Annotated in this window: 1 protein-coding gene; it reads left to right on the plus strand. The window is 44.2% G+C overall.

Annotated elements, in window-relative coordinates:
- Nucleotides 1-231: NTP transferase domain-containing protein (locus KVT11_RS20785; RefSeq protein WP_217609234.1), on the plus strand; the 231-nt coding region annotated here is incomplete at both ends.

The raw sequence follows: 231 nt of genomic DNA on the forward strand, positions 1-231 counted from the left end.
GTATTTAGTGACGGCCTGTGATATGCCATTCATACGAAAAGAGACAGCCGTCACTTTATCTTCATATTGCCATAAGCATGTAGATGCTGTGGTTCCGATGGTGCAGGGAAGATTTCAGCCGTTATTTGCGCTTTATCACCGCCGCAGGCAACCGTTTATTTCTGCGTGTTTAAGAGAGAATCAATTAGCTAGCAAAGACTTATTGCAAAAGCTTCACGTCCAGGTTGTTCC

The sequence above is a fragment of the Bacillus sp. GbtcB10 genome, assembly GCF_019091365.1.
GTDB lineage: Bacteria > Bacillota > Bacilli > Bacillales > Bacillaceae > Bacillus > Bacillus altitudinis.